Genomic DNA, 24,522 nt, shown 5'->3' on the forward strand with positions numbered 1-24,522 from the left:
CGCGGGCTTTCTCTTCCGGCGCGCCGTCAATCTGGTCATACGCCTTGAAGTCACCAAAATACTTGGTGATCGCTGCGGTCAGCGTCGTCTTACCATGGTCAACATGCCCAATCGTGCCGATGTTGACGTGCGGTTTTGTACGCTCAAACTTTTCCTTTGCCATTCCTCAGGCGCCCTTTTGCGATTTGGGGGACCCTTGGTCCCGGGTTACTATCTGCGCGCGCGAGATATTTGGTTCAAAGGGGAAAATCAAGCACATCCTGAGGGAAATGCGGTTATCCCGCCGGATTTTGCGTAACCTCGGTGGAATCGAGGGGCTGGATCAGGTCTGGCCGTTTTTCGAACCAGCCATTCTCTTCATGTTCTTCAGCCAGCCACTCTTCGACCCGGTCGGCTACTTTCAGTGACAGACCGGCCATCTGTTCGTTTTTGGTACGCTCGTGCCCCGACCCTTTCAGCGCACTGCCTCCGGTCGTGTCTTCCAGCACCTGGAACTGCTTTCCCTTTGCCAGAAACTTTTCTTTCTTCACGTCATAAACGTTGACCAGCACAATCGCAGTGCTTTTGGGATTGTAGATGATCGGGATTCCCGGGGGCGCCAGCATGTAGCCTTCCAGGCTGATTCCGATGTCATATTCCTGCGTACCTTCATAACGGCCCAGACGAATATCGACTGCATTCTGGATGGCCTTCGTCCATTCGTCGGGTGTTGCATCGCGGGATACTGGCCCTTGCACGGCCTTGTCAGCGAACGCGTAGTTGACCCGCAGCTTGAATTCACCCAGCGATTCAGGCGGCTCATAAACCTGCGTCTGCGTGCAAGCGGCCATCAGGGCCAATCCGGTGATTAGGGTCAGAATGCGCAACATGTCTCTCTGTCTCGATAGGCCTGTTTTTATTGGGTGTAGCGCACCGATGCGGGTTGTGCCAAGCCGTATCGGTGGATTTCTACCGCAACCGGGGTCGGATCACGAAAACTTATAGTCCCGCGGGAAGCCGTAAGGCGCTTTTTTCCCTACGCTGGCGCGCTTGGACAGCCATTGGGACATATCTGCCTCATGCCGGGTCTTGTCGCCTCCCATGGACCATTTCAGGCCCTCCTCCCAGTTGAAGGTGGTGATGTCAGACAGACCGCCGTCCAGCTCAAGCGTCCCCTGCCGCCCGCGTGCCATATTGTATTTTTGCAGGCGCACGCCCTTGCCGCGAGTCATTTCGGGCAATTCTTCTGTCGGGAAGACAAGGAACTTGCCGTTCTGGGACACGATTGCAACGTGGTCGCCCTCGACCGGTTTGCAGATCACTGCTGTTTCGTCGTCCTTGACGTTCAGCACCTGCTTGCCGTTTCGCGTCTGGGCCAGCACGTCATCTTCGGGCACCATGAACCCGTTGCCCGCATCCGAGGCCACCAGCAGCTTGCGCCCCGGTTTGTGGATCAGGATATCGATGATCCGTGCCTCGTTCGGCAAATCGACCATGAGGCGCAGGGGTTCGCCCATGCCCCGCCCGCCGGGCAGGTTGGCCGCGCTGACTGTATAGAACCGCCCGTTCGAAGCGAAGACCAGCAACCGATCGGTCGTTTCCGCATGGAAGATAAAGCGCGGCCCATCGCCATCCTTGAACTTCAATTCACGGGTCAGGTCGATATGACCGGTCATGGCGCGAATCCAACCCATCTGAGAGCAGACGACCGTGATCGGTTCGCGGTCGATCATCGCCTCAAGCGGCACTTCTTCGACCTCACCCGCTTCGGCGAACCGCGTGCGGCGCGCGCCGCCTTCGTAATCTTTGCCGAAGGTCTTTTTTGTCTCTTTCAACTGCTCGGAAATCTTGGCCCATTGCAGGCCTTCGTCGGCCAACAGGTCTTCGAGGTTGGCACGTTCCAGCATCAACTCATCGCGTTCTCGAACCAGCTCCATCTCTTCCAGACGGCGCAGGCTGCGCAGGCGCATGTTGAGGATCGCGTCAACCTGAACCTCGGACAACTCGCCCTCGCCCGGTTTGGGTGAGACATAGTCGGCCTCGCTGGTGGCGCGGATGTGGTCGATCCCCCAATCCTCGCGCATCAGCGCGGCTTTGGGGTCTTCATCGTAGCGGATGATGTCTATCACACGGTCGAGGTTCAGGAAGGCAACGATAAAGCCCTCCAACACTTCCAGCCGGTGGTCGATCTTGGCCATGCGGTGGCGCGAGCGGCGCAGCAGCACCTCTTGTCGGTGATCTAGAAACGCGCGCAGCACTTCCTTCATCGAGCAGACCTTGGGCGTCACCCCGTCGATCAGCACGTTCATGTTCAGGCTGAACCGCACCTCAAGGTCCGAGTTGCGATAAAGCATGCCCATCAGCACCTCAGGGTCCACATTCTTGGAGCGCGGCTCGAGGATCAGACGGATGTCATCGGCGGATTCGTCGCGCACATCGGCAAGGATCGGGATTTTCTTGGTCTGGATCAGCTCGGCGATCTTCTCGATCAGCTTGGACTTTTGAACCTGATAAGGAATCTCGGTGACGGTGATCTGCCACTGTCCGCGCCCCAAGTCCTCGACCTCGTACTTGCAGCGCAAACGGAACGAACCGCGCCCGGTGCGATAGGCTTGCGCGATATTCTCGGGCGGCTCGACAATCACGCCTCCGGTCGGGAAATCTGGGCCGGGCACGTAGTTCAGCAACGTGTCGTCGCGCGCCTCCGGTGTCTTGATCAGATGGAGACAGGCATCGCAGAGTTCCGAGATGTTGTGCGGCGGGATATTCGTCGCCATCCCCACCGCGATACCACTTGCGCCATTGGCCAGCAGGTTCGGGAACTGTGCAGGCAGCACGACCGGTTCGGTCAGGGTGCCGTCGTAATTGTCGCGGAAATCAACGGCGTCTTCGTTCAACCCTTCCAGCAGCGCCTCGGCCACGATGGTCATCCGCGCCTCGGTGTATCGCGAGGCCGCCGGGTTATCGCCGTCGATATTGCCGAAATTGCCCTGCCCGTCGACCAGCGGATAGCGGACGTTGAAATCCTGCGCCAGGCGCGCCATCGCATCGTAAATTGCAGCATCGCCATGCGGGTGATAGTTGCCCATCACGTCGCCGGAAATCTTGGCAGACTTCCGGAAACCTCCGGTTGCACTGAGTCGCAACTCTCTCATCGCATAGAGGATTCGGCGGTGAACCGGCTTCAACCCGTCCCGCGCATCGGGCAGCGCCCGGTGCATGATGGTGGACAGCGCATAGGTCAGATACCGCTCACCAATCGCGCGGCGCAGCGGTTCCGCCACCTCGCCCCCACCTGCAGGGGCCTCCATGTTGGGGTCATCGATCGTATCGTTCATATATGATGTGATACGACGCAAGTGCGCCCTGGTAAAGCGAGCAGCACATAAATTGCTGGGGAAAAGTCGTGCTTTTTGCAACAGGGGGAGACACCGTGTTGTTTTCCCCCATTTTTCGACTCGTCACCCAAAATATGCTAAGATCTCATCAATTGATTTGCTGCCATTTGTTGATGTTACGATTGCTTTGGGGGATGCGCCATGACGCGCCTGATACTTGTTACCTTTGCCGCGCTCGGCTGGACCTTTTATGTGATGAGCGGCGGCCCCGATTTTGAACCGCGCGGCGTACGCCCTGCCAAACCGGAACGCGTGGTTGTCGTGGCCGAACCGGTTGCCCCGGTCGTTGAACCTGCACCTGTCGAAGATTTGGTCACCCGGGCCGCCGTCAAACCCGCTCCGGCGGATCCACCTGTTGCCGAGGCGGTAACCCAGTTGGGCGAGACCGAAACAAAGGCCCTCCTCTCGCAGGTCGCGGCTGGCCTGAAAGCCAATCCCTCGCTGTTTAAAGACGAAAGCGTGACACTGACCCTGGCGTCACTGGAACAGGGTGTGACCGCACTGGAGCAGGTGGTCACCGACGCTGAGTTGCCCGTCGTCAAACTGCCCACGCCTGCCGAGGCCCAGACCGACATCCGCGAAATTTCGGGCACCCGGGTTAATCTGCGCGATGGCCCCGGCACGATCTATCCCATCATCGGCAAGGCCGCGCTTGGCCAACGGGTCGAGGTCCTGAGTGACTCCGGCACCGGCTGGCTGCGCCTGCGCGTGTTGCCCGCGCAACAGGTTGGGTGGATTTCAGCATCACTTGTCCGGAAAACATCAAACTGACGCCCGGACGTCATTGCCCTGCCGCAAACCCCACCCTAGCTTTTGGCGGGGTTCAACTTCGGAAGGCACATGCAGAAATCGATTCTTATTACGGGATGCTCGTCGGGCATTGGGCTGGACGCAGCACACGGAATGCGTGCACGAGGCTGGCGTGTGTTTGCATCCTGCCGACAGCAGCGCGACTGTGATCGCCTGCGCGCGCAAGGGTTTGAAAGCCCAAGAATCGACTATACTGACCAAGACACCATTTCCTCGGGATTGTCATACGTACTTGAAGCAACGGGCGGTACGCTGGACGCGCTGTTCAACAACGGCGCGCATGGACTGCCTGGTGCGGTTGAAGACGTCCCGACAGACGCTCTGCGCCATATCTTTGAAACAAATGTCTTTGGATGGCACGAGCTGACCCGACAGGTTATTCCCGTCATGCGCGAGCAGGGCCACGGCCGGATCGTGCAATGTTCCTCGGTACTGGGCCTTGTCGCCTTCCCCTGGCGCGGCGCATATGTCGCCACCAAATACGCCATCGAAGGACTGACCGACACCTTGCGGCTGGAGCTGCGGGATACCGGCATTCAGGTCGTTTTGATCGAGCCCGGCCCGATCACCTCGAAGCTCAGGGAAAAGGCAATCCCGGTGTTCGAAAAGTACATCGACTGGGAGAGCTCGGCCCTGCGGGAAAAATACGAAGGTTCGCTGCTGAAGCGGTTATACGAAAACAGTGCACCGGACCGGTTCGAACTGCCCGCCTCCGCCGTCACCGACAAGCTGGCCCATGCGGTCGAGGCGCGCCGCCCCAAACCACGCTACTATGTAACCACCCCGACATATGTCGCAGGGGTTCTGCGCCGGATTCTGCCAACAAAAGCCACGGACCGCATCCTTTCGGATATCTGAGACGTTATTTCCCGTTCGCTTTTCGGTGCCTTGACGCTAGATGGGTGATAATCGAGAAAACCGGACGGTGACTTTAAATGGACCCTTTAATGGTCATTCTGCTTCTGGCCATGGCGGCGGTTGTCGTTGTGTTAGCCCTGGGCATCGCGAATTTCGGCAAAGGCGGCATGGAAGCAGCTAAGAAAAGCAACAAGATGATGCGCCTGCGCATCCTCTTTCAGTTCATCGCCGTTATTTTAATCGTGATTTACGTCTATCTACGCGGGCAAGGAGTACAGTAATGGTTGTACTGAACAAAATCTACACACGCACCGGCGACGATGGCAAAACCGCACTGGGAAATGGCGAGCGTGTGGCAAAGTATTCGGGACGCGTTGCCGCCTACGGAACAGTGGACGAGTTGAATTCTTTTGTTGGCGTGGCCCGCACCGAGGCTGAAGGCGAAGTCGATGCCGCCCTGTCGCGGATTCAGAACGACCTGTTTGATCTTGGCGCAGATTTCTGCCGCCCTGAAATGGAGAAGGATGCCGAAGCGGACTATCCACCGCTGCGAATCGTATCCGCTCAGATCGACCGGCTGGAAGCCGAAATTGACATCATGAACGAAACACTGGAACCGCTGCGCAGCTTTATCCTGCCGGGGGGGTCGCGGCTGGCCGCGCATTTGCACGTGTGCCGCACCGTATCGCGTCGCGCCGAGCGGTTGGCGGTCGAGTTGACAAATATGGAACCGGTTAACGATGTGGCCGTCAAATACCTCAACCGGCTAAGTGACTGGTTTTTCGTCGCGGCCCGTTGCGCAAACAACGATGGCAAGGATGACGTGCTGTGGGTTCCTGGCGCGAACCGCTGAATATTTCCCAGAAAATAGGCACAATGCGGGCAACAATCTTGCGTGCCTCAAGGTAAAAAACTGCAAAACGCGACGTCCCGACGCGACGACGTGACGATTTTGCTCTGTTTTGCGGGTGCAGCAGACGTTATCAAGTCCGACGAGAGCATTGGTGGAGTCGCCTTCGCGGCTTGCCGTTTTTTTGAGGAGAAAGCGCTACAATGAAGGTACTGGTACCTGTCAAACGCGTGATTGACTACAATGTGAAGGTCCGCGTGAAAGCGGACGGTAGCGGTGTTGATCTCGCCAATGTCAAAATGTCGATGAACCCGTTCGACGAGATTGCGGTTGAAGAGGCCATTCGCCTGAAAGAGGCTGGCAAGGCAGACGAAGTTGTTGCCGTTTCGATTGGTGTGAAGCAGGCGCAGGAGACGCTGCGGACCGCGCTGGCCATGGGGGCTGATCGCGCGATTCTGGTTGTTGCGACGGATGATGTGCACACCGATATCGAGCCGCTGGCGGTTGCCAAGATCCTGGCCAAAGTGGTCGAGGAAGAGCAGCCCGGCATCGTTCTGGCGGGCAAGCAGGCGATCGACAACGACATGAACGCCACCGGCCAGATGCTGTCGGCCCTGTTGGGCTGGTCGCAGGGCACCTTTGCCTCGGAACTGGATATCGAAGGCGACAGCGCCAAGATCACCCGCGAGGTGGATGGCGGGTTGCAGACCATCAGCGTCAAGATGCCGACCATCGTGACCGTTGACCTGCGCCTGAACGAGCCGCGTTATGCGTCGCTGCCCAACATCATGAAGGCGAAGAAAAAGCCGCTGGACGAGAAAACCGCCGCCGATTACGGCGTCGACGTCACGCCGCGCCTGGAAATCGTCAAGACCGAAGAACCGCCGGCACGGGCCGCAGGTATCATCGTTGGCTCGGTGGATGAGCTGGTTTCGAAACTCAAAGAAGTGGGGGCTGTGTAATGGCTGTACTTCTGCTTGCCGAAGTCAACAATGGCGAACTGGCGCTGGACGCCACCGGCAAGGCCGTCAACGCCGCTAAGGTGCTGGGTGACGTGACCGTTCTGGCCGCAGGTGGCTCGGCCGCCGCTGCCGGCGAGGCTGCCGCCAAGATCGACGGCGTGTCCAAGGTGCTGGTGGCCGAAGACGCGTCGCTGGGTCATCGCCTGGCGGAATCGACCGCCGCGCTGATCGTGGGTCTGGCCGATGGGTACGAGCATATCGTGGCCCCCGCGACCACCGACGCCAAGAACGTGATGCCGCGCGTCGCAGCCCTGCTGGACGTGATGGTGATCTCGGATGCCTCGGGCGTGGTTGACGGCTCGACGTTTGAGCGCCCGATCTATGCGGGCAATGCGATCCAGACCGTGAAGTCGAACGACGCCAAGAAGGTCGTCACCATCCGCACCGCGTCCTTCGATGCGGCGGGGACCGGCGGCTCGGCTGCGGTCGAGACCATCTCGGTCGGCGACAATCCCGGTCTGTCGTCGTGGGTCGAAGACAAGGTGGCTGCAAGCGACCGTCCGGAACTGACCTCGGCAGGCGTTGTTGTCTCGGGCGGCCGTGGTGTCGGCTCGCAAGACGACTTCAAGCTGATCGAAGCTCTGGCTGACAAGCTGGGTGCAGCGGTTGGCGCATCGCGCGCCGCTGTGGACTCGGGCTATGCCCCGAACGACTGGCAGGTGGGTCAGACCGGCAAGGTTGTTGCGCCTGATCTGTATGTCGCGGTCGGCATCTCGGGCGCGATCCAGCACCTTGCGGGCATGAAGGATTCAAAGGTCATCGTTGCGATCAACAAGGACGAAGAAGCACCGATCTTCCAGGTCGCCGACTTCGGACTGGTGGCCGACCTGTTCCAGGCGGTCCCGGAACTGACCGAAAAGCTCGGCTGATCCCGGTATCTTAGCCCCACAATCACCAAAGGCCCGCCACCAAGCGGGCCTTTTTCAATTCAATCCCCTCAAAGCCGCCTCAAGCTTCAAGGCAATCACTCTATGCGCAGAGGGGCCGAGCATATGCTCGGCCACAGGCTGTTGCAGCGTCCCGAACAACACGTCCTCGATCTCGTCTGACAAGGAGGACACACTGACCGAGCATTCCACGACATCGGCACATAGCGGTCGAACCTGTTCGATCATGTCAGCGTCGGGCAGGACAAGGTCGCGATGCCGGTCTTCCTGTCGCTGTATATGCAGCCAGAGAAGAACAACCCCCGGCTTTATCCGGCGTATCAGCTCGGATGTGTTGCGCAACCAAGTCTCTCGCAACTCCTGTGCCACAACCTCAAAGCGCGCGTCCTTTATGACACGCAACCGTTCCAGCAAATGCCTGACAAAGTGGATTTCCGTGAAATCGACCTCGGGATAAAGGTCCAGCAGGTCGCACGAGGGTTCAAGAAACCGATCATTCCGACGCGGATGAACGCGATAAAACCTGTTCGACTGGTAAGGCACGTCCAGCACTTGCAGCACACAAAGGTCCGATCCGTTGACAAGATTTAAGACCCCCGGATCAGCAAGCAGTGCCTCAGCCCCGCAAAAAAGACTGCCAAAATTGATACAAGGCTGCGGCAATCTTTTTGCAAGCAATGCCGGGTATGGATATTCCACGAACCGGCCAAACGTCTCTTCTCCACCCAGACAGGCCACATAGGGCGTCTCAAGATTTCCGGGCGGTGCCCGAAACCAAAGGTTTGATCCTGCATATTGGCACGCGGCCTCTGTGCTGTCGCTGACCCGATGAAAGCTCATACCAAGCCCCCCACATTTTCACCCAAATGCCAATTTGCGGCCTTAGGTATTGAGAATCTCCTAATGCGCGCATTTGAAGCAAAATTGACCGGTTCGATCCCCTTGCCGCCTGCCCCGGTCTGCCGATACTGTCCCGGTATCCTCCAGGGCAAAGGCAGCTGAACATGGAAGTTAAATCGGTCGGGGTGATTGGCGCGGGTCAGATGGGCAACGGCATTGCTCATGTTCTGGCTTTGGCGGGATACGATGTCTTGCTGAATGATGTCAGTCAGGATGCGTTGAACAGCGCAATGGCCACGATCGAAGGCAACATGGCGCGTCAGGCATCACGCGGCAAGATCACTGACGATGCGATGCAGGCGGCCCTGAAGCGTATTACAACCACCCTTGAATTGCCGCAGCTGGGACAGACCGATCTGGTGATCGAAGCTGCGACCGAGCGGGAAACGGTCAAACAGGCCATTTTCGAAGATCTGCAACCTCATCTTCTGCCGCATACGATCCTGACGTCGAATACGTCGTCCATTTCCATCACGCGTCTGGCCAGCCGTACCGACCGACCCGAACGTTTCATGGGTTTTCACTTCATGAACCCGGTTCCGATCATGCAATTGGTGGAACTGATCCGCGGTATCGCAACGGATGAGGAAACCTTCAAAGCCTGCAAAGCGGTGGTGGACCGGTTGGGCAAAACGGCTGCCAGCGCCGAAGATTTCCCGGCTTTCATTGTCAACCGCATTCTGATGCCGATGATCAACGAAGCCGTTTATACGCTGTATGAAGGTGTCGGAAGCGTCCAGTCCATCGACCAATCGATGAAGCTGGGCGCGAATCACCCTATGGGGCCTTTGGAATTGGCGGATTTCATCGGGCTGGACACCTGTCTGGCCATCATGAACGTCTTGCATGATGGTCTGGCTGATACCAAGTATCGCCCCTGCCCACTTTTGACGAAATACGTCGAGGCCGGATGGCTGGGGCGCAAGACGCAGCGCGGTTTCTATGATTATCGCGGCGAGGTGCCGGTTCCGACACGTTAACAAAACCGCCCTTGCCAAGCACGGTGTCGGTCAGATGAAGACACGGATCAGGATTGGCCTGACTTGCCCAGCGACATTGTATGGTTTCTGAGCCAGGTCATGAAACCACGCGGGTCACGCTCCAACTGTTCCATGTCCTGATCCGAGATCGGATCGCCGATGACTGGCGATTGCGGTTTTTTGCACGAGCGGACGATTTCATGCAGCAGCAAGCCTTGCCGCAGGATCGGCGACAGTTTGTTGGCGATCTGGTACCATCGCGAGTTGCTGCCGGGAAAGAAAATAGGCACCACGCGCGCGCCTGAACGGCGGATCATTTTTGCGGTGAACACATTCCACTCGCGCTCGACTGCGGGGCCAAACCAGTCATCCGATGACATGACGACACCGGACGGGAACAGCGCCACGACGCCGCCGTCCTTCAGATGGTCCATCGCCTTGCCACGCATTTCCAGCATCTTGGCCTGCGCCTCGGGGTCATGCGGAAATGGAACCGGGATCATGAAAGATGTCGCGGCCTCATCCAGACCCGTCAGGACCGAGCGGGTCAGAATGCGATAATCACTGCGGACCCGCCCGATCAACTCGGCCAGAATCATACCATCCACCATTCCGTGGGGGTGGTTGGCAACGACAACCACAGGGCCGGTTTTTGGAATACGGGCGATCTGCTCTAGCGGCGTGGTCAGGTCGATCCCCATCACCTCAAGCGCGCCACCCCAGAACCGCTGCCCACGATAAAATTCGTTCTTTTTCTCGAATTTGTTGACCATCCGCAGAATGGTCAGCTTGCCCGTGCACCATTCGATGGCGCGAATGGCCGTTGAAGTCCAGGCGTCATCGAACGAGTTTGCATAGGTCAGAGTTCTACGGTCGTAGATCTCGCCCTGATCTGCGGTCCCATCCACCACCGGGCTTGTCTTGGTCTCGTGCGTCGTTTCCGCCAATTCCTGGTCTTCCTGTTCTTCCTGTCCCGGCAAGGGCAGCTTAGAACCCCTCTCCGAACTTGTCGTTCACAAGCGCTTCCAGAGCTTCTGCCAATGCTTCAGCATCCGGCCCGGAGGTCTCGACGTCAATAGTTGTTCCGCGAGAGGCTGCCAACATCAAAAGGCCCATAATACTGTCACCTGACGCAGAAATTCCGTCCTTCGACACCTCGGCATGCGCGTCGAAACCTTCGACAACCTCGACCAGTTTTGCCGAGGCGCGGGCATGCAGACCTTTTTCATTGATAATTTTCAGGCTTCGGGTGGTCATATTCATCAATCCGGTTTTAGTCCAAAGTCACATTTTGCGCATTGATGTATTTCCGTCCAGCTTCCATTGCCTGGCGGACAGCATCACCAACGGGTAAGTGGCGGCTTTTGGCCAATTTAATGAGCATTGGCAGGTTTGCCCCATACAATATCCGCCGATCCTGAGGCGCACAGGCCCGCAGGCTGAGATTTGAAGGGCTGCCACCGAACAGGTCGGTTACAACGACAACACCGTCGCCCATATCCACTTCGTCAGCCGCACGACAGATATCCGCCTGTTTTTCATCCCTATCGTGGTCGGGTTCGATCGCAATGGCCACAAGGCCGGGCTGCGGTCCGACCACATGCTGTGTGGCGGCCAGGTATTCCTGGGCCAAACCGCCATGCGCAACGATCACTATTCCGATCAATCCGACCTCACACTCAACGACCGACGTTCCATCTCGCGATGTCTAATTGCCACCTGCTGCCCGTCCTCTGCAAGGGCCTTTGCAACAGCTTCTGCCATTGCGACGGATCTGTGTTGCCCACCCGTGCATCCAAAAGCCACCGACAGATGTGCTTTTCCTTCGGCCCGAAAGGCCGGCAGCAACAAAGTAAGCAAATCCATAACACGTTCAAGAAAGGGTGCGTAATTCATATCCGATTGAACAAAGCGCGCAACGTCCGAGTGCCGCCCGTCCGCCGCCCGCAACTCGGGGCGCCAATACGGGTTTGCCAGAAACCGGCAATCAAAGACCATGTCCAGCCCGCGCGGAAGGCCCCGCTTGTACGAAAACGACTCGATTGAAACTGCCAGATGTCGCCCCCCTTGGGGCGCAAACCAGTTTTCAACTTCTTCCCGCAGCTGATGCACGTTCAGATGGCTTGTATCGATCAGGGTATCTGCAATCTCGCGTATGGGGGCCAGCAGCTCTTTTTCACGCTGAACGCCGGTCTCAGGGCTGGCATTCTTGGCAACGGGGTGCCGCCTGCGGGTTTCCGAAAACCGGCGCACCAACACGTCGTCGCTGCAATCCAGATACAGAACGGTCAAATCCACCCGCGCCATGCGACCCAGGCTTTCGGCCAGTTCGATAAACCCGATTGTCGAGAAATCGCGATTGCGGGCGTCAATGCCCAGCGCCATTGGGCGGTCGCTGTCCGCACTGTCCAGCAGGCGCAGCAACAGGCCCATCGGCAAGTTGTCGATAGCCTCAAAGCCCAGGTCTTCCAGGACATGAATGGCTGTGGATCTTCCGGCCCCTGATGGGCCTGTAACCAACACGATCCGCCGTTGCTCTGTCATTTGTTCGGCCATTCCGGGTGTACACGCCCATATTTCAGAAGCTGCATCAACGCTGCGGCCAAGTTGGGCACGCCTGCCCCGCGAAGCAAGGGAACAGTTTGCCCCAGCAGCACGATTGTCGCCTCGGCAGGCAACCTCTGCGGCTCGTTTTGATCCAGGTCCATAACATAGTCCAAGGGGACCGGTCCGAATGCATCCGCTTTGATCAAACCAATGTGACGGGCCTCGATCAAACCCTGTATCTGCGGCACGGCGGCGGCAATGACCTGATGGCCCCGCCTTGACAGTTCGACCCGATCATCCGCAACCAGCCCTGCCCCATAGGTCATCATCTGCAATGCCAATGCCGATTTTCCCGCGCCCGAGGCACCGACAATCAACAGCCCGCGCCCGGCCACTGTTATACATGAGGCATGAACACAAGCGCTGTCCCGGTCTTTGGCGTCTGACAGAGAACTTGCTTGCATGGTTTATACGGGCAACCCCACCACAAAACGCGCGCCCAGCGGGTCTGACGTGATATCAGCCTCTGTCGGGCGGATATTCTCAGCCCAGATTACGCCGCCATGGGCTTCGACAATCTGTTTCGAGATGGCCAAACCGAGCCCCGAATTGTTGCCGAAATGCTCGGGTGGGCGTTGCGAATAGAATCGCTTGAACACTTTGGTCAAGGCCTGTTCCGGTATACCCGGCCCGGTGTCTTCGACCACGACAAGAACACGGTTGTCGCGCTGACGCACCCAGACCCTGATCGCGTCATTTTCTTCACAGAAGGAAATGGCATTGGTGATCAGATTGACGAAAACCTGCGCCAGCCGGGCCTCAAGCCCGTTGATGACAATCGGATCGGATGGCAGATCGGTGATATAGTCGATCCCCTTCGATCGCGCATCCTCACCCAGATATTGACCTAAATTGCCAATCAGTTTGAGCAGATCAAAGGGTTGCTCTTCTTCCTTGACCAGTTCCGCGTCAAGACGCGATGCGTTCGAGATGTCGCTGACCAGCCGGTCCAGACGCCGAACGTCATGCTCGATCACAGCCAGCAGCTTGTCGCGCTGATCTTCGCGCTTGACCATGCGAAATGTACCGACAGCGGATTGCAAGCTGGCCAGGGGGTTCTTGATTTCGTGGGCGACATCAGCTGCGAACTGTTCGTTTGCGTCAATCCGATTATACAGAGCCGTTACCATGCCCCGCAAAGCGCGGCTAAGGCGGCCGATTTCATCCGGACGGGCGCTAAGATCAGGGATGCGAATGCGCCCCGGATTGACCCCTGTGCCCCGGTCCTTACCCATTTCCGCCGCTGCGGCCAGATCTGCCAGCGGGTTGGCGATGGTCGAAGCCAGCACAAGGCTCAGACCCACCGAAACCAGCAAAGCCACCACGAACATTTGCAGGATGCGTTCCTGCTCGCGACGGGCCAATGCGTCAATCTCGCCTGCTGGGCCGGTGATGGCGACCGCTCCGGCCGGGGTATCTTCGTAGAGGATCGGCGCAGCGGCCACGATCACGGTCTCACCTGCGGCGTCCTGAACAGCCTGCACCTGACTTTGGCCTGCCAGCGCCTGCGGGATTATTCCCTGCACCCGTTGTGCCAGCGTCGGTGCCTCGACCTCGGTCGACCAGTTGAGAAGGTTCGACACACCGATCCACACCGCGTTCAGCGTGTCGCTGATTACTGTGCTGCCGGTTTGCAGCTCGGAATTGGTTTGCAGAAGAACCGGCATGGCCGACACTTGCGGGGCGCCGCGTGTCCAGCCAATCAGGGTGCCACTGGCGTCATAGACAAAGACTTCGCCGCCTTCGGGAAGTGTCAACCCAGACAGCGTATCTCTTACGTCGAGGTTCCCAGCATCCTGTGCGGTGTGTTGCGCACCCTGTCGCAGCTGGGTTTCAAAGACGTTGCTGACCAGCTGCGCATCGCCAAGCAGATTGCGCGCTGTTTGCTGAACCGTCTCTTTCCGCGAATCGTCCAGATACAGCAGCCCCGTAACCAGGATCACCAGCGCGATCAGGTTAAAGGTGATGATCTTGCGCGCCAAAGGCGAGCCTCGCAGAGAAAACAGGTTTCTCTGAGAACGTTTTTCCCTCAGTTCCGCTGACTCGGAATCGTCGGGAATGACCCAGTCATCCCCGAGTACGACGTCACCGTCACGTAGTTCGCTTGCTGCTTCGGTGTCGCGCACGAGAGCCCATTACCCCTTGCTGGCGTGGCGCCTATTCTTCGTTGTACCGGTAACCGATACCATAAAGGGTTTCGATCGCCGAAAACTCGGGATCAGCCGCGCGCATCTTCTTGCGCAGACGCTTGATGTGGCTGTCGATCGTCCGGTCATCCACATAAACCTGATCATCATAGGCCACATCCATCAGCTGGTCGCGGCTTTTGACGAAACCCGGACGCTGGGCAAGTGCCTGAAGAAGCAGGAATTCGGTCACGGTCAGGGATACATCATTCCCTTTCCAGCTGACTGCATGGCGCAGCGGGTCCATCCGCAAGTCGCCGCGTTCCATAACCTTTGTGTCATTGCTATTGGCAGTGATCGCGTCGCCGCTTGTTGCTTCTTGCCGGCGCAGCAGCGCGCGGATGCGCTCAACCAGCAACCGTTGCGAGAAGGGCTTTTTTACATAGTCATCCGCGCCCATGCGCAGACCCAGAACCTCGTCGATTTCATCATCTTTCGAGGTCAGAAAGATCACCGGCATCTGCGTTTTCTGACGCAGCCGCTGTAGCAGATCCATGCCATCCATACGCGGCATCTTTATATCGAGCACGGCCATGTCCGGCAGCTTCTTGTTGAACGCATCCAACGCGGCCTGGCCATCATTATAAGTTTCAACCTCGAAACCTTCGGCTTCGAGTGTCATGGATACAGACGTCAGAATGTTTCTATCGTCATCCACAAGTGCAATCTTTGACATCGGGCTCACCCCTATTCCTGCTCACTCGCGCAATAATTCGCTTATTTGTAAGGCATTGTTGGCGGTTTTAAGACGCCGAATCAATCCGTAACTGCGAATCGTGCCTTTGTTGCGGCAGGTCTGCGGCAAATTTGCCTTTATGCCCGCAAAAATATGCCCGGTTCTCGGTCATTGAATTTGTGATGGCGCTAAACCCGAGCTTGGTTGCGCTAACTGCGTCAAACCCGCCTGTTCATGTCCTGAACGACCATGATAAGACGCGCTCAGCCGCCGGTTTTCCCGGTACACTGCCCCAAAGGCGCCTCAGGGCCCAAAGCCCCGGCGCCGCCACAGGAGAAGACACACATGACATCTGGACGGGTTAACCCGCAATTCCGCCTCGAGGATCAGGGCATCGAGGGTCTGGGCAATGTCTATTATAACTTCATGGAACCGGCGCTGATCGAAGAAGCGTTGAAGCGCGGCGAAGGTACACTTGGAAATGGCGGTGCCTTTCTGGTCACCACTGGCAAGTTCACCGGTCGCTCGCCCAAGGACAAGCATGTCGTCAAAACCAGCAGCGTGGCCGACACCATCTGGTGGGAAAACAATGCCGAGATGACGCCGGAGGGATTTGACGCCCTCTACCAAGACATGCTGGCGCATATGAAAGGCCGTGACTATTTCGTGCAGGACCTCGTCGGGGGCGCCGATCCAACCTACGCAATCAACGTGCGCATGGTGACCGAGCTTGCCTGGCACAACCTGTTCATCCGCCACCTGTTGCGCCGTCCCGACCGCGAGGATCTGGACGAGTTCACCGCAGACTTCACCATCATCAACTGCCCTAGCTTCAAGGCTGACCCGGCCAAACATAACTGCCGCGGCGAAACGGTGATCGCGCTGAACTTCGACCGCAAGCTGATCCTGATCGGCGGCACCGAATATGCAGGTGAAAATAAGAAATCCGTATTCACCCTGCTGAACTACATGCTGCCCGAAAAGGGTGTGATGCCGATGCACTGCTCGGCCAACCATGCTGTCGGCAACGCGGTCGACACCGCCGTGTTCTTTGGCCTGTCCGGCACTGGCAAGACAACCCTGTCCGCCGATCCGTCGCGCACGCTGATCGGGGATGACGAGCACGGCTGGTCGGATCGGGGCACCTTCAACTTCGAAGGCGGCTGCTATGCCAAGACCATCAACCTGAACGCCGAAGCCGAGCCGGAGATTTACGCGACCACCTCGAAATTCGGCACCGTGATCGAAAACATGGTCTTTGACGCCGAGACCAAGGAACTGGATTTCGACGACGACTCCCTGACCGCGAACATGCGTTGCGCCTATCCGCTTGAATATATTTCGAACGCATCCAAAAGCGCGCTGGGTGGGCATCCGAAAAACATCATTATGCTGACCTGCGATGCCTTTGGTGTACTGCCTCCGATCGCGCGGCTGACGCCTGCGCAGGCAATGTATCACTTCCTGTCGGGCTTCACGTCAAAGGTGGCCGGGACCGAGCGTGGCGTTACCGAACCGCAACCCACCTTCTCGACCTGCTTTGGTGCGCCGTTCATGCCGCGCCGCCCGGAAGTTTACGGAAACCTGCTGCGCGACAAGATCGCCCAACACGGCGCGACCTGTTGGCTGGTCAACACAGGCTGGACCGGTGGCGCCTATGGTATCGGCAGCCGGATGCCGATCAAGGCCACCCGTGCCCTGCTGACCGCAGCGCTGGATGGTTCGCTGCGCGACGCCGAGTTCCGCAAGGACGCCAATTTCGGCTTTGACGTTCCCGTCTCTGTTCCGGGCGTCCCCGAAGTTCTGCTTGACCCACGTCGGACCTGGGATGATCAGGCCGCATTCGACAAGCAGGCCGAGAAACTGGTGCAGATGTTTGCCGAAAACTTCGAGCAGTATCTGCCATTCATTGATGACGACATCAAAGCCGTCGCAATCGGATAAACGAAAAAAAGGGGCCGCTGAGCCCCTTTCTTTTTGCCAATCCGCAGCTTCTTTAGCCGTCCGCTAAATACTCATCTTATAGTTGTATGTCATTAAATGCACATACAAGTGCGTTGTTTCAAAGTGCGATCTGCGCTAGGCCTATTTACTGTTGAGACGAAAAAGCCCGGCACATTCGCGCCGGGCACTGACTGAAAGGACTTTGTGGAAGCTCATATGCGCACACTCACAACGCTGGATTGAGCAACCTAATCAGGCTTCTAGTCTAAGCAAACGGGGATGAGTGTCAACATGGGACTGGCTGGTTGGTATTGCGATCAGTGTGGTTCAAATGGTCGCGGACAGGCGGCGGTTGGCACAGAAAACTACAGGTAACACCATGACGGAAATCTCGAAACTCACCGAACTACGCAAATTGATGCAAAGCATGGAGCGGACGCTTGGGCTGGAAAAACTATCTCCTGTTGAGCGCGACATCTATTACGCCGCGGAAGAGCTTTCAAAATCCACTCAGGAAGTGCGTACGTTCGGGTTGATCGAGCATACGCTGGTCCAAAGCATTTCGCGCCCAACGTTTTTTCGCGCGCTGAAATCGCTGGTCGAAAAAGGCTATCTTTCACAAAGTGGCAGCGCCAATCGCGGGCGGTACATCGTTCATGCCCCCAGATGACGCGCCCCGTGCGTGCACGGTGATGTGATCGCGATGCGCGGCTGGGCGACTGACACCCTTGCGGCTTCACTGGCTTATGTTCTGGCGTCGATACTGACCTTCGCTGTGCTGATGCCAATGCAGAACGTGTTTTTTCCGGAATACCCAAGCCGGGCGAGCCTGCTGTTTTTGCCGCATGGCGTACGGGTTCTGTCGGCCTGGCTGTTGGGGTGGCGCGCAATATTTGCAATGCTGCCGGGTGTGTTCATCGTCTTTGCCTATCTGGCGGGAACGGATGTTTTCCTGCCCACCCGCCTGCTGGCAATTGCTATCGCCGTCCTGACGGTTCCTGCGGTTTTCTATCTGCTGAAGGCTGTCGGATGGGACCTGTTCCCCAACCCGAACCGCAAACCCTGCTGGGTTTGCGTTATGGGCGTGGGCATAGCCACATCCTTTCTGGTCTCTGGCCTGACCAATCTGGTCTTTGGCAGTGCAACGGTTGAGTACATCGCGTTCCTGATCGGCGACATTTCGGGCCTGTTCTTTCTGATGCTGGGTCTGTATTTCGCGTTCCGGTTTGCAGACAGGCGACCGGACTAGAGCTTCAGCCCATCAGGCCACGCCGCAGCAGGTTCAAGCCCGCCAACAGCAAAACGAACAGCGTGGCCTTGCGAAAGCTGGCCTGATCGATGCGATCCTGCAGTTTCAATCCGACCCACATCCCTAGCATGGCAGGAACGATCAGGATTACTGAAAACGGAACCGTTTGCACGCGCAGAAAACCGGACCAGACATGCGCGGCCAGCAGCATGACCGCCCCCAATCCATAGATGACACCCTGAATTCGGATCTGCTCTTTCTTCGGGGTATTCAAGGCCGTCAGATATGCAACTGTGGGGGGACCCCAAATGCCCGACATGCCACCCACGAACCCGGCGACACCGCCAACAACGGCCTCAACACCGGTTGATGGATGATTTAGCACCAGCCTGACGCCCAGAACCTGCACAAGGGCGAAGAAGGACACGAACGCGCCGATCAGCAGCAGGAAGACCGAGCCGGGCACCAGCTTGACCAGCTGTGCGCTCAGCACCAGGAAAATACCGCCAACCACCAGGAACACCCGAAACCGGCGAATAGAGCTGAGTGCGGCGCTGGCGCCCCCGCGAAAAGCCTGAACGCCATTGGTGACAAGGGTCGGCAGGATCAGCCCCGCCAAGGTCAGATCCGGCGGCAGAAACGAATTCAGGCCAGATACAAACACCATGGGCATGGCAAATCCGACCATGCCCTTGACCCACCCGGCGGCAAAGGCAACGGCGATGGCAAGTAACAGCTCTCGCGGCGACAGAAGGGAAAACAGGTCCATGCCCTCTAGATATCATCTGGATTTTCTTCTGCATTGCAAAAATGTTCAGGTAATTTTTGAACTTTTTAACGGCATAATTAGTATTTTTGTTGCGCTGCACGTGCAGCATGATATGACCAGACGACCGAGGAAAGGACGCGATTCATGGCCCATGACGGACAGGATATGACCCAAATGACAACTGATGCAGTATTGCCCGATCTTCTGGATTTGACGCGAGCCGCCGTGCCTGCTGTGGACGCCGTTTTTGAAAAAGCCCGCGCATCCGTGCGTGGCATGGTGACCGCTGAAGGCCGGGTCTCTGGCGCAATGATCGAAGCAAATCAGACCGCTGCGCATGGTCTGGCCTGGCTGGCGACATATTCGCAGTCGCTGCAACAGATGCAGCGCTGGGCAGAAGCGCTGCAAGCCGATGGCAAATTTGGTGAGATCGAGCAGTTGCTGCACCAGATCGCGTTTGGCGAATATCTGCACCAGGTGGCGGGCGGTATTCCGATGAACCAGGGCGAGGTGGTGCGTCTTCAGGATATGGGCCTTGGCTGGGACGCGCTGTCGGGCTTTCAGTCAACCGAAGTGCAGACCCTGATGGCACGGGCCAATTCTCAGGCCGCACGTAGCCGTCTGGTTGCGCTGATGCAGGATCAGGCCGGAGCTACGATGTTCGGCGCGTCTGGTCTGGATGAAGAGCTTGAGATGATCCGGGACCAGTTCCGCCGCTACGCGCAGGAAAAGGTCGAACCAAACGCGCATGACTGGCACCTGAAGGATGAACTGATTCCGCTGGAAATCATTGAAGAACTGGCGGAAATGGGTGTTTTCGGCCTGACCATCCCCGAGGAATTCGGTGGGTTCGGTCTGTCCAAAGCATCAATGTGCGTGGTGTCCGAGGAACTGTCGCGCGGCTATATCGGCGTTGGTTCGCTGGGTACCCGATCCGAGATTGCGGCCGAGTTGATCATCGCAGGCGGCACCGACGCGCAAAAGGCACAGTGGCTGCCAAAGATTGCCAGCGCCGAGATCCTGCCGACTGCCGTTTTCACGGAACCCAACACCGGTTCAGACCTTGGCAGCCTGCGTACGCGCGCGGTCAAGGACGCGAATGGCGATTACAAGATAACCGGCAACAAGACCTGGATCACCCACGCCGCGCGGACCCATGTGATGACCCTGCTGGCTCGGACCAACCCCGACAGCACCGACCACCGCGGCCTGTCCATGTTCCTGGCGGAAAAGACACCGGGCACTGACGAGAATCCCTTTCCCACCCCCGGCATGACCGGTGGCGAGATCGAGGTTCTGGGCTATCGCGGCATGAAGGAATACGAGCTGGGTTTTGACGGCTTCCATGTCAAGGGTGAGAACCTGCTGGGCGGAGAAGAAGGTAAAGGTTTCAAGCAGTTGATGGAAACCTTCGAAAGTGCGCGCATCCAGACCGCCGCCCGCGCCATCGGCGTTGCACAGTGTGCGCTGGACATCGCCATGCAATATGCGATCGACCGCAAGCAGTTCGGAAAATCGCTGATCAACTTCCCGCGCGTGTCCAGCAAGCTGGCGATGATGGCGGTCGAAATCATGATCGCGCGTCAGCTGACCTATTTCAGCGCATGGGAAAAAGATCACGGCCAACGCTGTGACCTCGAGGCCGGTATGGCCAAGCTGCTTGGTGCGCGTGTGGCTTGGGCTGCGGCGGACAACGGGTTGCAGATTCATGGCGGCAACGGCTTTGCGCTGGAATACAAGATCAGCCGCGTTCTGTGTGACGCGCGTATCCTTAACATTTTCGAAGGGGCTGCTGAAATTCAGGCACAGGTCATCGCACGACGTCTGCTCGGGTGACCCATTCCGGCAGTCCTGTTTCCCCGACTGGCCCGGCGCTTGCGCCGGGTCTTTTTCCTGTTTTGTACAATCTGTACGCGGTCCGAACCATGCAGAGTACGTTTTGTACAAAGCAAACCATCGCCCCTCGTGGCCCGCGTGACGGTCACAAATGACCCACGTGTTTCAAAACTTCCCCCTTTGATCCCACCCCTTTCACCGGTAGAGCATCAGCCGAACACGAGACGTCGCAATTAACTTTTGGGATAACGCATGACCCGACCTTTCCTTGCTATGTGTGCTGTTCTTGCGGCTCTTGCTCTGGCGGCTTGCACCACCTCGCTGCCGACGGTGAGCCGGAGTGATGTGGACGCGCTGGCGCAATCGATCCGGGGGCTTGGGGCGGAGGTCGATCCGGCCGAGGCACAGCAAGCGGCCACGATTGCCTATGCCTATTCGCAGCAGCTGAAGCAGGACTGGAATGTCACCGACCCGGCGATCATCCACAACGCCAAGATCATCAACGGGTTCCGCGAAAAGGGCCTGTGCAATGACTGGGCCGAAGCGATGACCAAACGCCTGCGGCAGGAGAATTTCCGGACGCTGGATCTGCACTGGGCCACGTCACCGCCGACCCCGTTTCGCATCATCCACCATTCGGCATCGATCAGCGCCAAGGGGGACACGATGTATGATGGCATCATCCTGGACCCCTGGCGCAACAGCGGTGTCTTGTTCTGGGCGCCAGTGCGCGAGGATACACGATACAACTGGGCACCCCGGCTGGAAGTGCGCGAGCGGCTTCTGAACGGGTCTTTGCCCTACTGACCCGGTTCCGCAGTTACGGCTGATACGCTAGAACCCTGCCATGACACGCCTGATCCTGACCCTGCCTTTGATGGCCCTGTTTCAATGCGACAGGGATGAATCCGTTGCCGCCTATGGCGCAGCAGACCGGACATGGGCGCTGCAGGAAATCGACGGACAGCCCTTTGCCGCCAGCGCCCTGCTGCGGTTCCCAGAAGAGGGCAGGATAACCGGAAATGCCCCCTGCAACAGCTATGACGGCACGCTGAACGCGCCCTACCCGTGGTTCGAAATTCAGGACCTGAGAGCAACGCGGGCCGCCTGCGCCGGGCTTGAGGCCGAAGGGGTCTATTTCGCCGCCCTTTTGGCCATGACCCAATCCGAAGTGTCGGGTGATGTGCTGATCTTGCGCAATGAGGACGGGCACGAGATGGTGTTCACAGCCGCCGAGTGACCTGATCCACGAACCGCGCGCGCGCCTCGGGCAGTGGGTTATGCCCCAGCGCGGGGGCGACGCGGTGGTTCAGGAAATATCCGGTTGTGCGCAAAGCTTCGGCAATCTCGGCATCCGGCGCGGTGCCTTCACCCCGCAGACAGGGCGGCAGCGGCAACATCTTGTCTGCCCATTCCCCGACCCCTTTGGCACTGACGGCGCGCCCGGTCTTGGGCGACACATAGACCAGCCCCTCGGTCGTGCCGGTCGCGGCGCAGGCGGTCAGGTCAAGGCCAAAGCCAAGTTCGTCCAGCAACGCCAGTTCCCATCGCAGGTAGGCCAGCGGCCAGATCTCATCCTGTCCCAACAGGTCCATCAACCGCTCGGTTCGGGTATAGAGCGCCGGGTGCGCTTCCCGCTCGGGCAGGCAGAAGGACAAAAGCGACACGACGGCGTTCAGCCCGGACAGGGCCAGCCGCCCGGAAAACGCCGCCGCCGCGCGCGAGCGCAGGGGTTCGACCTGAAAGGTGCCGATATGTTCCTCCAGCCGCGCACGCCACAGCACATCCAGTTGCGCGCCGGGTTGCAGGATGGGTGCGATCTTGCGGCTGGTCCCGCCCCGCACCACACCGGCATGACGCCCGTGGGATTCGGTAAAGACCTCGATAATCGCCGAGGTTTCGCCGTGGCGGCGAGAGGTCAGTAGGATGCCGTGATCGCGCCAGTCCAATTCGGGGTCCTGTCCGTGATAAGTTGTGGTGTTCCCAGAAAATCGTGAAGGGTTCCGTTCTGCAATGGTTTTGCGCATCAAACGCGGAAAGATACGTGAATCGCCTGGTCCGACGGGAGGGGGCTAGGCATCTATGCGGACAAACCTTCCTGTCAAACCAACTTACAAAAGATTGCTCGTCTTTCCTGGTGAAATGTGTTTTTTGAACCTGTATCTGCAAGGTTGGAAGCAATGGATATTGAAACGGTTTACGCAGAAACTAAAGCGGTATTCCAAATTTTGCTGAATTCCAGTTTTTTGAACAGTTGCGATAACTTCAGGGAAAAGCTCGTTGCACTATCGGCTGTTACGTCTGATTTTTTCTTTGTTTGCGAACTTCTCTATGAAAATCAAAGGCTGGCAGGTTCACAGAAATACTCCTTTCAGCATTGTGTTATGTCGCATGCGATTATCGTTGCGATGCACTTATCGGAAACCCTTACACTCGACGAATTGGACAAGCATGCTGTCCTGGCCAGATACGCTGAAGACTGGGAATCTTCCCAAAATCAATAGGTAACTTTGGGCTTATTTTGTTGAAAAACTCTTCCTTGATCGAGGGCTGAACTGCTGATTCAATTCCTTTAGTGGGGGGGGGGAGGACCAGCCATGATGGGACCGAAGCAGGAAGCGCAGGCGGCGTTGTTCTACGAATTTTCTCTTGAGAATCATATTCCCCAAGACCACCTGCTGCGCTCGATTGATCGCTTTGTCGATCTGGGTGGCATCCGCGCCTATCTCGCAGATTTCTACAGCCACACCGGTCGGCCATCCGTCGATCCTGAGCTGCTGATCCGGATGCTGCTGGTGGGATATTGCTTCGGCATCCGATCTGAACGGCGGCTTTGTGAAGAGGTGCATTTGAACCTGGCCTATCGTTGGTTTTGTCGCCTCGATCTGACTGACTGCGTGCCTGATCATTCGACGTTTTCCAAGAACCGACATGGTCGGTTCCGTGAGAGTGAGCTGCTGCGTCATCTGTTCGAGACGACTGTTGCGCGTTGCATCGCGGAAGGTTTGGTCAGCGGCCAGCGCCTGGCAATTGATGCCAGCCTGATCGAGGCGGATGCCAACAAGCAGAATTCGACACCCAAAGAAGATTGGTGCGTCTCCGACATCGACCCGGCAGATGCGCCTCGCGCCGTTCGCGAGTATCTCGATACGTTAGATGAAGCTGCATTCGGTGCCGCCAGCGAAGTCCAGCCCAAGTTCACATCCCATTCCGATCCTGCCAGCCAGTGGACGGCAGCGCGTAAAGGGCCAGCATTCTTTAGCTATTCTGACAATTATCTGATCGACACCGACCATGGCGTCATCGTCGATGTCGAGGCGACCCGTTCGATCCGACAAGCCGAGGTCGGATCAACCAAAACCATGCTGGACCGGGTAGAGGATAAGTTCGATCTGCATCCCGAACGGCTGATCGCGGACACCGCCTATGGCACCGGGCCGCTCCTGGGTTGGCTTGTCGACCGCAAGATCGCACCACATATCCCGGTCTTCGATAAGTCCGGCCGCAACGATGGCACCTGGACCCGCGCCGACTTTGAGTGGGACGCAGAAAACGATCAATATGTCTGTCC

Annotated in this window: 28 protein-coding genes; 15 read left to right on the forward strand and 13 right to left on the reverse strand. The window is 57.8% G+C overall.

Annotated elements, in window-relative coordinates:
• The 3 genes from ACR0ID_RS18860 to ACR0ID_RS18870 all read right to left on the reverse strand — a co-directional run.
• On the reverse strand, positions 1 to 163 hold a 163-nt coding region (locus tag ACR0ID_RS18860), incomplete at its 3' end, for a GTP-binding protein (protein ID WP_293573406.1).
• Positions 164 to 275: 112 nt separating this feature from the next.
• Complete coding sequence (locus ACR0ID_RS18865) at positions 276 to 869, reverse strand: hypothetical protein (RefSeq protein ID WP_480473846.1); 594 nt, start codon at positions 867 to 869, stop codon at positions 276 to 278.
• Positions 870 to 968: 99 nt separating this feature from the next.
• On the reverse strand, positions 969 to 3,317 hold the full coding sequence (locus ACR0ID_RS18870; RefSeq protein ID WP_480607874.1) for a DNA topoisomerase IV subunit A: 2,349 nt from the start codon (positions 3,315 to 3,317) through the stop codon (positions 969 to 971).
• A 201-nt stretch (positions 3,318 to 3,518) separates the two neighbouring features.
• On the opposite strand from ACR0ID_RS18870, the gene ACR0ID_RS18875 reads away from it, so the two are divergent.
• From ACR0ID_RS18875 to ACR0ID_RS18900, 6 genes are all read left to right on the forward strand, one after another.
• A complete protein-coding gene (locus tag ACR0ID_RS18875; RefSeq protein WP_480607877.1) occupies positions 3,519 to 4,148 on the forward strand; it encodes an SH3 domain-containing protein in 630 nt (209 codons plus the stop codon).
• A 69-nt stretch (positions 4,149 to 4,217) separates the two neighbouring features.
• Positions 4,218 to 5,045, forward strand: a complete 828-nt coding sequence (locus tag ACR0ID_RS18880; protein WP_480494602.1) for an SDR family NAD(P)-dependent oxidoreductase — start codon at positions 4,218 to 4,220, stop codon at positions 5,043 to 5,045.
• Between the two features lie 77 nt (positions 5,046 to 5,122).
• Positions 5,123 to 5,326 carry a twin transmembrane helix small protein gene (locus ACR0ID_RS18885; RefSeq protein WP_480494604.1) on the forward strand — a complete coding sequence of 68 codons (204 nt, stop codon included), beginning with the start codon at positions 5,123 to 5,125 and terminating at the stop codon, positions 5,324 to 5,326.
• Positions 5,326 to 5,898 (forward strand): cob(I)yrinic acid a,c-diamide adenosyltransferase, encoded by a 573-nt coding sequence (locus ACR0ID_RS18890; protein ID WP_267364209.1) that lies wholly within the window; start codon positions 5,326 to 5,328, stop codon positions 5,896 to 5,898. The genes ACR0ID_RS18885 and ACR0ID_RS18890 overlap by 1 nt, the downstream gene beginning before the upstream one ends.
• 200 nt (positions 5,899 to 6,098) lie before the next feature.
• Complete coding sequence (locus tag ACR0ID_RS18895; protein WP_209506332.1) at positions 6,099 to 6,857, forward strand: electron transfer flavoprotein subunit beta/FixA family protein; 759 nt, start codon at positions 6,099 to 6,101, stop codon at positions 6,855 to 6,857.
• Positions 6,857 to 7,786, forward strand: coding sequence for an electron transfer flavoprotein subunit alpha/FixB family protein (locus ACR0ID_RS18900; protein WP_480607880.1), 930 nt, complete (start codon positions 6,857 to 6,859; stop codon positions 7,784 to 7,786). Before ACR0ID_RS18895 ends, ACR0ID_RS18900 begins: the two co-directional genes overlap by 1 nt.
• Before the next feature lie 54 nt (positions 7,787 to 7,840).
• On the opposite strand, the gene ACR0ID_RS18905 is transcribed toward ACR0ID_RS18900, so the two are convergent.
• A complete protein-coding gene (locus tag ACR0ID_RS18905) occupies positions 7,841 to 8,644 on the reverse strand; it encodes a DUF6473 family protein (RefSeq protein ID WP_480607883.1) in 804 nt (267 codons plus the stop codon).
• A gap of 164 nt (positions 8,645 to 8,808) precedes the next feature.
• On the opposite strand from ACR0ID_RS18905, the gene ACR0ID_RS18910 reads away from it, so the two are divergent.
• A complete protein-coding gene (locus tag ACR0ID_RS18910; protein ID WP_480607886.1) occupies positions 8,809 to 9,684 on the forward strand; it encodes a 3-hydroxybutyryl-CoA dehydrogenase in 876 nt (291 codons plus the stop codon).
• A gap of 47 nt (positions 9,685 to 9,731) precedes the next feature.
• Here the strand turns inward: ACR0ID_RS18910 and ACR0ID_RS18915 are convergent, their stop codons facing one another.
• Genes ACR0ID_RS18915 through ACR0ID_RS18945 form a run of 7 tightly spaced genes read right to left on the reverse strand, consistent with a single transcriptional unit; the run spans position 9,732 to position 15,153 of the window.
• Entirely contained in the window at positions 9,732 to 10,631 is a 900-nt protein-coding gene (locus tag ACR0ID_RS18915; RefSeq protein ID WP_480473853.1) for a lysophospholipid acyltransferase family protein, read from the reverse strand.
• Between the two features lie 40 nt (positions 10,632 to 10,671).
• Positions 10,672 to 10,941, reverse strand: coding sequence for an HPr family phosphocarrier protein (locus ACR0ID_RS18920; RefSeq protein WP_209506323.1), 270 nt, complete (start codon positions 10,939 to 10,941; stop codon positions 10,672 to 10,674).
• Positions 10,942 to 10,957: 16 nt separating this feature from the next.
• On the reverse strand, positions 10,958 to 11,350 hold the full coding sequence (locus tag ACR0ID_RS18925; protein ID WP_480607889.1) for a PTS sugar transporter subunit IIA: 393 nt from the start codon (positions 11,348 to 11,350) through the stop codon (positions 10,958 to 10,960).
• Positions 11,347 to 12,228, reverse strand: coding sequence for an RNase adapter RapZ (rapZ, locus tag ACR0ID_RS18930; protein WP_480473854.1), 882 nt, complete (start codon positions 12,226 to 12,228; stop codon positions 11,347 to 11,349). Before rapZ ends, ACR0ID_RS18925 begins: the two co-directional genes overlap by 4 nt.
• Positions 12,225 to 12,695 (reverse strand): HPr kinase/phosphorylase, encoded by a 471-nt coding sequence (locus tag ACR0ID_RS18935; RefSeq protein ID WP_480607892.1) that lies wholly within the window; start codon positions 12,693 to 12,695, stop codon positions 12,225 to 12,227. The genes rapZ and ACR0ID_RS18935 overlap by 4 nt, the downstream gene beginning before the upstream one ends.
• A 3-nt stretch (positions 12,696 to 12,698) precedes the next feature.
• Positions 12,699 to 14,417, reverse strand: a complete 1,719-nt coding sequence (locus ACR0ID_RS18940; RefSeq protein WP_480473856.1) for an ATP-binding protein — start codon at positions 14,415 to 14,417, stop codon at positions 12,699 to 12,701.
• Positions 14,418 to 14,448: 31 nt separating this feature from the next.
• A complete protein-coding gene (locus tag ACR0ID_RS18945; RefSeq protein ID WP_209506312.1) occupies positions 14,449 to 15,153 on the reverse strand; it encodes a response regulator transcription factor in 705 nt (234 codons plus the stop codon).
• Positions 15,154 to 15,498: 345 nt separating this feature from the next.
• Here ACR0ID_RS18945 and ACR0ID_RS18950 point away from each other — a divergent pair, with 345 nt between their 5' ends.
• From ACR0ID_RS18950 to ACR0ID_RS18960, 3 genes are all read left to right on the forward strand, one after another.
• A complete protein-coding gene (locus ACR0ID_RS18950) occupies positions 15,499 to 17,097 on the forward strand; it encodes a phosphoenolpyruvate carboxykinase (RefSeq protein WP_480607894.1) in 1,599 nt (532 codons plus the stop codon).
• Between the two features lie 283 nt (positions 17,098 to 17,380).
• Positions 17,381 to 17,767, forward strand: coding sequence for a hypothetical protein (locus ACR0ID_RS18955; RefSeq protein WP_480473858.1), 387 nt, complete (start codon positions 17,381 to 17,383; stop codon positions 17,765 to 17,767).
• A gap of 33 nt (positions 17,768 to 17,800) precedes the next feature.
• The gene (locus ACR0ID_RS18960; protein ID WP_480607897.1) at positions 17,801 to 18,346 is read left to right on the forward strand and encodes a hypothetical protein; all 546 of its coding nucleotides are present in this window, start codon (positions 17,801 to 17,803) and stop codon (positions 18,344 to 18,346) included.
• 4 nt (positions 18,347 to 18,350) lie between these two features.
• Here ACR0ID_RS18960 and ACR0ID_RS18965 read toward each other — a convergent pair whose 3' ends face one another.
• A complete protein-coding gene (locus tag ACR0ID_RS18965; protein ID WP_480607900.1) occupies positions 18,351 to 19,115 on the reverse strand; it encodes a sulfite exporter TauE/SafE family protein in 765 nt (254 codons plus the stop codon).
• A 144-nt stretch (positions 19,116 to 19,259) separates the two neighbouring features.
• On the opposite strand from ACR0ID_RS18965, the gene ACR0ID_RS18970 reads away from it, so the two are divergent.
• The 3 genes from ACR0ID_RS18970 to ACR0ID_RS18980 all read left to right on the forward strand — a co-directional run bounded on the left by ACR0ID_RS18970 (position 19,260) and on the right by ACR0ID_RS18980 (position 22,191).
• Positions 19,260 to 20,951 (forward strand): acyl-CoA dehydrogenase family protein, encoded by a 1,692-nt coding sequence (locus tag ACR0ID_RS18970; protein ID WP_480607903.1) that lies wholly within the window; start codon positions 19,260 to 19,262, stop codon positions 20,949 to 20,951.
• Between the two features lie 252 nt (positions 20,952 to 21,203).
• Entirely contained in the window at positions 21,204 to 21,758 is a 555-nt protein-coding gene (locus ACR0ID_RS18975; RefSeq protein WP_480519487.1) for a hypothetical protein, read from the forward strand.
• Between the two features lie 40 nt (positions 21,759 to 21,798).
• Positions 21,799 to 22,191, forward strand: coding sequence for an META domain-containing protein (locus tag ACR0ID_RS18980; RefSeq protein WP_480507408.1), 393 nt, complete (start codon positions 21,799 to 21,801; stop codon positions 22,189 to 22,191).
• On the opposite strand, the gene recO is transcribed toward ACR0ID_RS18980, so the two are convergent.
• A complete protein-coding gene (gene recO / locus ACR0ID_RS18985) occupies positions 22,175 to 22,900 on the reverse strand; it encodes a DNA repair protein RecO (RefSeq protein WP_480473864.1) in 726 nt (241 codons plus the stop codon). The two genes, ACR0ID_RS18980 and recO, sit on opposite strands and share 17 nt — an antisense overlap.
• 231 nt (positions 22,901 to 23,131) lie before the next feature.
• On the opposite strand from recO, the gene ACR0ID_RS18990 reads away from it, so the two are divergent.
• Positions 23,132 to 23,455 carry a hypothetical protein gene (locus ACR0ID_RS18990; protein WP_480519483.1) on the forward strand — a complete coding sequence of 108 codons (324 nt, stop codon included), beginning with the start codon at positions 23,132 to 23,134 and terminating at the stop codon, positions 23,453 to 23,455.
• 93 nt (positions 23,456 to 23,548) lie between these two features.
• Positions 23,549 to 24,522 (forward strand): IS1182 family transposase (locus tag ACR0ID_RS18995; protein WP_480607906.1); only part of this gene is annotated, 974 nt, incomplete at its 3' end.

The organism is Ruegeria sp. AL2 (assembly GCF_056540845.1).